This window comes from Bacillus sp. V3B (genome assembly GCF_024494465.1).
Taxonomy (GTDB): Bacteria; Bacillota; Bacilli; order Bacillales; family Cytobacillaceae; genus Bacillus_BD.
The window spans coordinates 107270-117855 of the sequence record NZ_JAETXM010000013.1 but is presented as its reverse complement, the minus strand read 5'-3'; the positions used below and the strand labels follow the sequence as shown (position 1 = coordinate 117855).

Annotated in this window: 11 protein-coding genes and 1 riboswitch; of the genes, 6 read left to right on the top strand and 5 right to left on the bottom strand. The window is 35.8% G+C overall.

The genetic code is table 11. The features are described 5' to 3' along the window. Positions 1–21: 21 nt before the first annotated feature. Both JMM81_RS15005 and JMM81_RS23125 read right to left on the bottom strand, forming a co-directional pair. Entirely contained in the window at positions 22–1125 is a 1104-nt protein-coding gene (locus tag JMM81_RS15005) for an AI-2E family transporter (RefSeq protein ID WP_256242375.1), read from the bottom strand. Positions 1126–1369: 244 nt separating this feature from the next. Beyond that, positions 1370–1507, bottom strand: coding sequence for a hypothetical protein (locus JMM81_RS23125; protein ID WP_375162394.1), 138 nt, complete (start codon positions 1505–1507; stop codon positions 1370–1372). 234 nt (positions 1508–1741) lie between these two features. Between JMM81_RS23125 and JMM81_RS15000 the strand changes: the two genes are divergently transcribed. Further along, positions 1742–2071, top strand: a complete 330-nt coding sequence (locus tag JMM81_RS15000; protein ID WP_256242374.1) for a MerR family transcriptional regulator — start codon at positions 1742–1744, stop codon at positions 2069–2071. Between the two features lie 196 nt (positions 2072–2267). On the opposite strand, the gene JMM81_RS14995 is transcribed toward JMM81_RS15000, so the two are convergent. Beyond that, the gene (locus tag JMM81_RS14995; RefSeq protein WP_256242373.1) at positions 2268–3632 is read right to left on the bottom strand and encodes a PFL family protein; all 1365 of its coding nucleotides are present in this window, start codon (positions 3630–3632) and stop codon (positions 2268–2270) included. A 22-nt stretch (positions 3633–3654) separates the two neighbouring features. Next, on the bottom strand, positions 3655–3930 hold the full coding sequence (locus JMM81_RS14990; RefSeq protein WP_256242372.1) for an ACT domain-containing protein: 276 nt from the start codon (positions 3928–3930) through the stop codon (positions 3655–3657). 224 nt (positions 3931–4154) lie between these two features. Beyond that, positions 4155–4230, bottom strand: a riboswitch (glycine riboswitch). A 578-nt stretch (positions 4231–4808) separates the two neighbouring features. On the opposite strand from JMM81_RS14990, the gene proB reads away from it, so the two are divergent. Beyond that, entirely contained in the window at positions 4809–5915 is a 1107-nt protein-coding gene (gene proB, locus JMM81_RS14985) for a glutamate 5-kinase (protein ID WP_256242371.1), read from the top strand. Between the two features lie 14 nt (positions 5916–5929). Next, positions 5930–7174: a glutamate-5-semialdehyde dehydrogenase gene (locus JMM81_RS14980; RefSeq protein WP_256242370.1), complete on the top strand. Its 1245-nt coding sequence runs from the start codon at positions 5930–5932 to the stop codon at positions 7172–7174. A 97-nt stretch (positions 7175–7271) separates the two neighbouring features. Here JMM81_RS14980 and JMM81_RS14975 read toward each other — a convergent pair whose 3' ends face one another. Beyond that, entirely contained in the window at positions 7272–7613 is a 342-nt protein-coding gene (locus JMM81_RS14975) for a cupin domain-containing protein (protein ID WP_256242369.1), read from the bottom strand. Positions 7614–8081: 468 nt separating this feature from the next. Between JMM81_RS14975 and JMM81_RS14970 the strand changes: the two genes are divergently transcribed. From JMM81_RS14970 to yknW, 3 genes are all read left to right on the top strand, one after another. Further along, the gene (locus JMM81_RS14970; protein ID WP_256242368.1) at positions 8082–8507 is read left to right on the top strand and encodes a hypothetical protein; all 426 of its coding nucleotides are present in this window, start codon (positions 8082–8084) and stop codon (positions 8505–8507) included. Between the two features lie 305 nt (positions 8508–8812). Then, entirely contained in the window at positions 8813–9628 is an 816-nt protein-coding gene (locus JMM81_RS14965; RefSeq protein WP_256242367.1) for an alpha/beta hydrolase, read from the top strand. A 116-nt stretch (positions 9629–9744) separates the two neighbouring features. Continuing rightward, a complete protein-coding gene (gene yknW / locus JMM81_RS14960; protein WP_256242366.1) occupies positions 9745–10410 on the top strand; it encodes a YknW family membrane protein in 666 nt (221 codons plus the stop codon). Positions 10411–10586 lie beyond the last annotated feature (176 nt).

Sequence of the window (10586 nt, the reverse complement as noted above, 5' to 3'; positions counted from 1 at the left end):
CCGAAGGGGTTTTTTTATTTGTCATGACCCATCTGTCGTATCAATCGTTGATTTTCGCAATTGCAGGAAGCGGACAAAATTCAAGATGATCGTTTTTAATACGGCATAAGTAGGAATGGCCAGAATCATTCCGAGAATACCCGCTAAATTTCCGGCAACAAGGAGAATAATAATGATAGTTGCCGGATGTGTATCCAATCTTTTCCCTAAAATAAGTGGAGAAAGGACATTTCCTTCTAATTGTTGGGCGATTGTAATGACCAAAATAACTAGGAACACTTTTGTCGGTGAATCAAATAAAGCAATAATAACCGCAGGTGCACCACCTAAAAAAGGTCCGACATATGGAATGATATTCGTGACAGCAACAATCAGGGCCATTACTAGTGCATATGGCAAGTCAATAATCAAATAACCAATAAAGGCGAGTGTCCCAACAAATAAAGCGACCGTTACCTGACCGTTAATATAGGCAGCAAGAGTCTCCCCAGTTTCTTTTAATGTTTTTAACCCCTCTTTTCGGTATGAAGATGGGATAAACTTTGAAATTAGATTAGGAAATTTGTCTCCATCTTTAAACATATAGAATAATAAAAAAGGAACAACCACTATTGTAATTGTAATATTGGCTACGACACCGACAATACTTGAAACACTGTCCGTAATTCTCGTAGGAAGAGTCGCGGCATAATCTTTGAGTTCTTCTACGACATTGTTAATCGAAAAATATTCTTGCGTCATAACCCATTTGAATTGTTTTGATTCTGATAGTTGATCCAAAAAGATCATGGTTTGTCTGTAATATGTAGGTACATCGTTTGCAAGTGCTGTTATCTGCTTTGACAGCATTGGGATTAGGTTACCAATGATCAGCCCAAACAACCCAATAATTACGACATAAATCACGATGATGGCAAGGAGTCGAGGTAATTTAAGCTTTTGTAGGTAGCCAATAAATGGATTTAGCAGAAAAAATAAAAAACCAGATATAATGATTGGAAAAAACAAAGTTGAGAAAAATATACCAATAGGCTCAAATAAAAATGAGATTTTAGTTGATACATAGATAATGCTAACAATGATTAGAATCTGTAATGCCCAGTATTGAAAATTCTTTTTCGTCAAAAGTTTCACCTGTTTCTTCTATATAGATAGAAATATTATAACAAAAATAGTTAAATAAATATAATTTTTCAATAAAAAAGGAGTAGACCGTTTTTCGTCACTCCTTTTTTAGATTAACTATTCTGTATCAGTCTAAGAAATTCGTTTGTTTGATCTCCTGCTACTTGGGAAAATACTTCCCAAATTTTCATCCCTCAATAGGTCAAGTTCGACTATTTGTTTTACCAATTCCATGGCTTCTTGGTTATCCAGTAGAAGGTTCTCTCTGTATTTTGATTGTTTCTTTATATTGAAGGTAAATATCCTGTAATTCTGTGAAAGTCATTGTTTGCATCTTATCATCACTATTCTTATAAATCTCCATCTCCACTAGAGATTGAATATAATATTATTTCTTTTTTTCTACCGCTTCTCGTAAATATGGCATTTGTTATTTCTCCCCCAAAAAGTATATTATCCTTATTTTAGTTGGTTTAAAAAGAAAAATCTCTTTTTATGTAAACATACCTAACGCTATTTTTCAATTTTATGTGAGAAGATATGACATTAGAATATGAAAATAATAATAAGTCATGTATAATATGAATAATCAGATAAAATGAGAGGTGAGGGCAAATTGAACCAAGATCCTTCTTACAAAAAGAGAAAGGTTATTACAATAGGTGTTGTGAGTGAGTTAACTGGATTATCAGAGCGACAAATTCGCTATTATGAGGAAAGAAAGCTTATATTTCCAGAAAGAACCAATAGAGGAAATCGAAAGTATTCCTTTTCAGATGTAGAACGCTTAGTGGAAATTGCAAACAAAAGGGAGGAGGGGGTGAGTACGGATGAGATTAGACATGAACTAAATAAACAGAAAAAGAAGGAGGAAACAGAAAAGCTTCGTAAGCAGATGCTACGTGGACAAATCAACGCTCAATTTGGAGTTCAAAAGGAATCATAAAGCAATGAATGATTTTGAAAGAAAGTTATTTGTAGTGAAAGGGCCATCCCAAAAGAAAAGGTGTCAGACACCACAATACAATATCTAGTACAATCAAGTTGAACATGATTGTAGATGAATGTGATTTTGTGGATGTCAGACACCTTATGGGAGAGCCCTTTTGGATTTTGTGATAAGTAATTACTTCTTATGGTCGTTAATTAATCAATGATTGAAGCGGTGCTGGAATTCTTCCGCCTCGACGAATCATCTTTTCGGAACTAAAGGGGTTAACCCCCATCACAGGAGCACGTCCAAGCAATCCGCCAAACTCAATCATTTCTCCTTCTTTTTTCTCTGGTACAGGGATAATACGAACAGCAGTCGTTTTTTTATTAATCATGCCAATAGCTGCTTCATCAGCAATGATGGCAGATAAAGTAGCAGGAGTGACGTCTCCAGTCAACGCAATCATATCGAGACCAACTGAACACACACAGGTCATAGCTTCAAGTTTTGAAAGTGAGAGAGAGTTGTCGGTAATTCCACGAATCATGCCGTTGTCTTCACTAACAGGAATGAAGGCACCACTTAAACCGCCAACGTAGGAGCTCGCCATGGCTCCACCTTTCTTTACAGCGTCATTCATTAAAGCGAGTGCTGCAATAGTTCCATGTGTTCCAACTCGTTCTAAGCCAATTTCTTCAAGAATCTCTGCTACACTGTCGTTCTGTGCATTTGTCGGGGCCAGTGATAAGTCCATAATTCCAAATGGAACGGAAAGTCGTTCAGCTACAACACGTCCTATTAATTCTCCGGCACGGGTGATTTTAAAGGCTGTTTTTTTAATGATATCGGCCACTTCACCGAGATCAGCAGCATCAGGATACCTCTTTAATGCGTTTAATACGACACCAGGTCCGCTGACACCCACATTCAATACGACTTCACCTTCGCCAGCACCATGAAAAGCTCCAGCCATGAATGGATTGTCTTCTACTGGGTTACAGAACACAACAAGTTTTGCGCAAGCTAATCCATTTTCATGCTTCGTTAATTCGGCGGCTTCTTTCATAATGACACCCATTTGTCTGACAGCATCCATATTAATACCGGATCTCGTTGTAGCAACCGAGACAGAAGCACAAACACGTTCTGTGACACTTAATGCTTCAGGAAGAGCATCAAGTAATGTTTGATCCCCTTTTGAAACGCCCTTATGTACGAGAGCGGAGAAGCCGCCTATAAAATCAACACCAAGTGTAACAGCTGCCCGGTCTAATGTTTTTGCTAATTCTACTGCTTGTTCTTTTGTTGCATTTCCTAATATTTCAGAAATTGGTGTAATGGATATTCGTTTATTAATGATTGGGATGCCAAATTCCTTTTCTGCTTTTTCGGCTACTTCCTTTAAATTCTTTGCATAAGAAGTTATTTTCTCATAAACACTTTGGTTCATTTTATCAAAATCAGAATCAGCACAATCACGAAGACTGATTCCCATCGTTACAGTACGGATATCCAAATTTTCCACTTGCACCATGCGAATCGTTTCCATCAGTTCATTCATAGCAATATTCATTTTGTATTTCCCTCCTTCTGTTTTATACACGGTGCATAGCTTGGAAGATTTCCTCAAGCTGTAGTGAAATATTCATACCTAGTGAATGGCCGATTTTGGATAATTCTTTTTGTAGTGATTCGAGATTTTGATGATCGGTAACATCTACGAGCATCATCATCGTGAAAAAATCTTGTAGAATGGTTTGACTAATGTCTAAAATGTTCACTTGGTTTTCAGCCAAAACGGTTGTTACTCTTGCAATGATTCCTACTTGGTCCTTGCCAACTACACTTACAATCGCACGTCTTTGTTTCATTTTCCTCACCTCAGAAATTATTGGGTAAAATAAAAGCAGAATCGCCTTGGTCAGCCGCGACAAGCTTAAGACGGGGTGATGAGCCTTCTCATCAGCAGAGCTTAAGACCTCGAGCGACTAGGCGATGCAGCTGGATAAAATAAAAGCAGAATCGCCTTGGAATAAACAAAAAGAGATTGGTTTTTTTTTCCAATCTCAGAAGGCGCTAGAATAACAGATGTTTCTGTTACTCTTCTGTCCTTTTACCTGAGATTGTGAATCCTTCGGCGCCACATAAATGGTCTCTCCAGAAGCTGCTCTTGTTATAGTGTTATCCATAACATTCATAGCATTCATAGCATTCTATTCGTATTGTAGAATAATATAAAATAATATCAATATTTTTCTACTTGGTCAATAAAGAGTTTTAAGGAATGTTCTTAAAAATAGCCATAGAATATTCTATTTTATAGTATAACCTTAATTAAGAGATACTTCCAGAATTCTTGACATATATAAGTTTCATGTGCATAATAGTAAAAAAATGAACGTTAACGATGGATTAGTATGAGATCCTTTATGTGCCAGAGAGTGTGGTTTGTAGCTGGAAGACCTCACCACAAAGAAAGACTCAGAACCTGCCATCCGAGTCCTATGGTTTAAGCATAGGCGCTTTTCAAAGCGTTATCATGTTAAGTGGGATGTGTGTTTATTTGGCATCCAATGAAGGTGGTACCACGGAAATAAGAGCCCTTTTCGTCCTTTACAATAGGATGAGAAGGGCCTTTTTACGTTAACATGGATTTATAGAAAATAGTGTAGAATGAATAATAATTAAGGTTACAAACTGAATATTTAGAATGAATCTGTTAAAATGAATAAGAGTAGAGGGTTGAAGAATGGAGAAAAAACGTATTGTTGTAAAAATTGGTAGCAGTTCATTGACGAATTCAAAAGGAGAAATTGATCAAGAAAAGTTTATTGATCATATTGAAGCAGTTGCCGCGCTAAGGGAGAAAGGCCATGAAGTCCTACTAGTATCTTCAGGGGCAGTAGCAGCAGGATTTTCTCGTTTAGGTTATCCATCAAGGCCTGTCACTTTAAAAGGTAAACAGGCAGCAGCAGCTGTTGGTCAAAGTCTCTTAGTTCAATCTTATATGGAGCAGTTTAGCAAGTTTAATCTCATTCCTGCACAAATTTTACTAACAAGAAATGATTTTTCTAAAAAGGACCGTTATCGTAATGCTTTTCAGACCATCACAGAATTATTGGAAAGAGGAATTTTACCGATCATTAATGAAAATGATACGGTTTCTGTTCAAGAATTAACTTTCGGTGATAATGATATGCTCTCAGCTCTTGTCAGTGGTCTTGTTCATGCTGAACAGCTCATCATATTAACAGATATTAATGGTCTTTATGATTCGAATCCATTAACTAACCCAAAAGCGAAAAAGTGGACTCATCTGAAAGATATTACAGATGAAATTATGGATGTAGCGGGGGACACAGGATCAAAGGTAGGGACGGGTGGGATGAAATCCAAGTTACAAGCAGCAAAAACGGCATTATCCCTTGGGGTGAAAGTATTTATTGGAAAGGGTAAGGGCAGTCAGAAATTACTCGAAATCCTAGATGGAAACGGGGATGGCACCTATATTGGTGATGACAGGCTGACATCAGTGAACAACCCGAAACAGTGGATTGCTCTCCATTCTCAAGTATCTGGAAAAATTTATATTGATGAAGGTGCTGAATTGGCATTGACTTCTGAGGGAAGAAGCTTACTGCCAGCAGGCGTATTTGATATCACAGGATCTTTCAAAAAAGGGGATGTCGTGGAGGTTTTCGGAGAAAAGGGATTAATTGGAAAAGGCGAAGTGCTCTATTCAGCTGAAGAATTAAGAAAAGTAATGGGTAAACGAAGTGAAGAAGTAAAAAAAGAGATGGTAGTTGCAGGAGTAGAAGTGATCCATCGTGATAAGTGGGTAAAAGCACAAAATTAGGAGGAGAATAGATAATGAGTGAAATTGTAGAAAAAGGAAAAGCAGCCAAAAAAGCAAGTTTCCAGTTAATTGGAAAAACAACAACAGAAAAAAATGAAGCTTTAGCTCGTATTGCTGAACAGCTTATTATGGACCAAAAAGAGATATTAATAGAAAACGAGAAAGACTTACAGAATGGGAAACAAAAAGGATTATCCGACTCAGTTTTAGATCGAATTATGCTTAATGAAAAGCGTATCCAAGATATGGCAGCTGCCATTGGGCAATTAATTGATTTAGAGGATCCAACTGGTGAGACGCTTGAAACGATTCAAAAGGAAAATGGTTTGCAAATTGAAAGCAGAAGAGTACCTATCGGTGTGATCGGCATGATTTACGAAGCAAGACCAAACGTTACGATTGATGCCGCAACATTAGCACTAAAAACAGGTAATGCGATGATTCTCAGAGGTAGTTCATCTGCACAATTTTCAAATCAAGTATTAACTCAATCCATTCACCGAGCTCTTGAGAAAACGAATCTTCCAAAAGATGCTGTACAATCAATTGTGGATACGAGTAGAGAAACAGCAAAAGAATTATTCCATCTTAAAGAATATTTGGATGTGTTAATTCCACGTGGTGGAAAGAAACTCATTGAAACAGTTGTCAATGAATCGACTGTACCTGTTATCGAAACGGGTGCCGGAAACTGTCATATTTATATTGATGAAAGTGCTAAACCGGAAATGGCTGTCGAGGTTGCTATAAATGGTAAAACACAACGACCATCTGTTTGCAATGCAATTGAAAAGATTTTAATTCATGAAAACTGGTTTAAGCAAAATGGAGAGCAACTATTAGCTGCATTACAGGCAAAAGATGTTGAAGTGATTGGGGATGAAACGGTTTGTCAAGCATTATCCTCTGCGAAGTTAGCTACTGAAGAGGATTGGTACACCGAGTACTTATCGTTAACGGTTGGTATAAAAGTGGTTTCAAACCTTGAAGAAGCCATTACACATATAAATGAGTACGGAACCAAGCACTCAGAAGCTATCATCACAGAAGATAAAGAGCACGCAACAACATTTTTAACCTTTGTAGATGCAGCGGCAGTGTATCACAATGCATCTACAAGATTCACAGATGGCTTTGAATTTGGTTTTGGTGCGGAAATTGGTATTAGTACTCAAAAATTACACGCTCGTGGTCCTATGGGATTGAAAGCATTAACATCAAGTAAATATTTTATTCGCGGTGAAGGTCAAATCAAGTAAACATTTTATTCATGGGTAGGAGTATAATTATTGGTTTGGGCATAAAAGAAGGACAGCAGATTTTTGCTATCCTTCTTTTTGTGTATGAACAAAGTATTTAAATATTTTTTGCGTATTGTTCACTTGGGATTTTACATAACGTTACATACAAACTAACAGGTTCGTCACTGGAATTTTTGAAGGCGAACTCTTCATCACCTGTAGCATGAATAATATCATTTGTAGCTATCTCTGTTTCGTTGCCATTAATAAGCAATGTTCCTTTACCTTGAATAATACTTAAAAATAACTCAGAACCTGGGTGTGTATGAGTTGGAAGTTCCTGCCCCGGATTAAAGTTAAGGACAAATACCGTATTTCCTGCTTCATTAAAAAGTATTCGCTTTGTAAAACGACTATCATTATATTCAACGGCTTCTAAAATTGATTTCTTTTCCATAATAAAAACCTCCTATATCATGTTAGATACATTTTATACCATTGATCACTGAACAGAAGTGATGTACATCAACCCTCCTATAAGATTTTTTCCAAATAGTGAAAAATCATGTAATTAAATTATTTTTATCCCACTCTTAACGGGTAGTAAAACCCCATTGATGGAAGTTTTCTTTAAAGAAGGTATAATGATTTTAATATAGTTGTCATAAAGAATAGGTGAGCAGCCTAATGGAAAAGTAGTGCTTCTATTTCTTATTATTTCTCGGGAAACCGCAAGAATAGACATTTCCTGTTAATGAATTGTCGGTTTGTGTATTTTTTATGAAATAATAAAAATACTGTCATATTACGATGGTTAGGTTAAGCTGAATCCTCTTTTTCGATGGAAAAATAATACATATTGCATCTTACTTGAAAAAAATATTTCCCATCGTAAAATAGAAAGTATAGTTATGGGGTGAAAAAAATGCTAAAGACAACGAAACAGTTAGTAAATGAGGAAATAATTATTAAGATTTTACAGGACATTATTGAAAAATCATATGAGGAAATAAATGGTGAAGAAATACTTCTTTGTCTGGAATGTAGTGATGTGGATTTAGAAGTTGCCACATCTAATCATTTTGAATTTCACCATGCAATTAAAGAGAATTTTGAGCTAGATGAATTTGGAGAAATTTTGGATTATGATGATTATCGAAAGTTAATGTATGAACTTTATGATGAGTTTATCGACATGCATATAAATAGTGGTTTATTTGACTTTTTTCCAGAAGGAGAATACGAAGTTGAAGGGAAGAAAATAGTTTCGGATTCGGATATTATCGCACCAAGAGGGAAATTCTATGCACCCTTTGAACAGGCACTTCTTTCAAATCTAGATCAATCATAATGAATTGACAATGCTAAAAAAAACACTTACAATTATTCCAATAAGCCTTATATGATTAATGAAAATGCAGAAAAGGTTTTTCTTTGAAGTTAGACTGTTTCTAAATTTAGTACTAATGATTCTTTCAGTTTAAAAACGAGAGTGTGAAATAATACATTTCTTTATTTTTAAGCTGAAAGAATAAGTCAAAAGAGAATTAGAGTAATTTTTTTAATTAAAAACCAAGTAAACCTATATGATATATTAGAAAAGTGATATAAATGAAAGTACAGTAAATGTCAGATGAAAAGAGAGGAAGGTTTCAAATGAAAGAATCATTGTTCATTACATGGAAAAAGGAAAAACTAGCTGCCGTAATCGATTATCCAGAGAATATTCAGTTAGGGAGGAAATATTCTCTTTTTATTATTTGTCACGGTTTTATTGGTAGTAAAATGGGTGTCGATAGGCTTTTTGTTAAAACTGCACAACAATTAAATCAAGACCAATATATTGTGTTGCGATTCGATTATTCCGGTTGTGGAGAAAGTAGTGGTGATTATGGAAATACGGGATTACACGATTTGATTGATCAAACCCGAACGGTAATCGATTTTGCCCATCAACTTCAACAAGTTGATCAAAGTCAGATCACTCTACTTGGACATAGTTTAGGTGGGGCCACGGCTGCTTTAACAGCCGCTCAAGATCATAGGATTAAAAGGTTAATTCTTTGGTCGTCTGTTGCCTACCCATATGAAGATATTAAACGCATAGTAGGTAGAGAAAAAGTACAAGCTTTGCAGAAGGATATGACGATTGATTATTTAGGATATCCTCTCACAAAATCTTTTTTTGATTCGTTAACAGGCTATCAACCAATGCAAGCTGTCGTAGAGTTTTCTGGTGATGTACTTATTGTGCATGGCACAGGAGATGAAGATATTCCCACAAGCTATGCGAAAGAATATGAAAAAGTCCTAGCTAAGCGGTTTTCAGGGACGGTCTTAAGATATGAAGTAGACGGTGCAAATCATACTTTTTCAAGATTTGACCATTTTTCAGAGCTTATAGGGGTTACTCGAAGTTGGATAGAAAATACATTATATCATTGCAGGTTCTCATCGTTTTATCATAAATGATGTCATTTGTTTTTAATCATTCTCGTTTTTGGAGTGTATTTCCAGGATGAAACTTTTTATCGTGTAATTCGTATGAATAGCAGGAATGAATTATTTATTAATCGGGAGTGTTTTTTATGGAAAAAGAAGTGTTAGACAAAAATCCAAACCCTAGTCTTCTCGGCATGTTTTGGAGTCCGGGGGAACAATTTGAGAGGATTCGTCAGAAGCCACTAATTTGGATACCGCTCATGATTGTCACGATTCTCTACATAGTTGCTTATACTATTTTGGCTATGTCATTAAAAGCTGAGGATTTGATGCTTCCAGGAATGACGTTAGCAGAAGCGGAAATGGTAGTGGCAATTTCAAAGGTAACAACAGCTGTATCTGGTTTTTTTGCCCCGATACTTACTATTTTGATTTCATCTATTATTTACTTAATCATTGTCAAAATTGCAAAAAAAGATACAACATTTAAGCAATTATTTTCAATGAATACATATATTATCATGATTGGGGCAGTCGGTATTTTACTTAATTATTTGATTATTGCTGCGACTGGTGAGAGTAGAACAGGGACCACTTTTACAAGTTTAGCAGGCTTATTTAATAGCCAGTCTAGCGTTTTAGGAACGTTTGAACTGTTTAGCATCTGGCAATCCATTCTAACAGCAATTGGTTTACATAAAGTTGGACAGCTCTCAAAAGCTACATCTATTATTATTGTCATTCTTTTTTTCTTATTCAGTTTAGGTATCGCTGCTTTAGGTTCTGTCCTTTCGGGGTTAGCGGGGCTGTAATGTAAAAGGAATGTGAATTATGAGTGGAGTTAGTATATTTTTTAGAATAAAACTAATATATATCTGAAAAAACAGGCATTTAGGTGGTGTGCCTGTTTTTTAGTGTCTAATATCTAAAAAAGACAAAAGTGACTAGTTTTCTATTGTGGAATGGGTGTTTTAAGCAGTTTATAGGT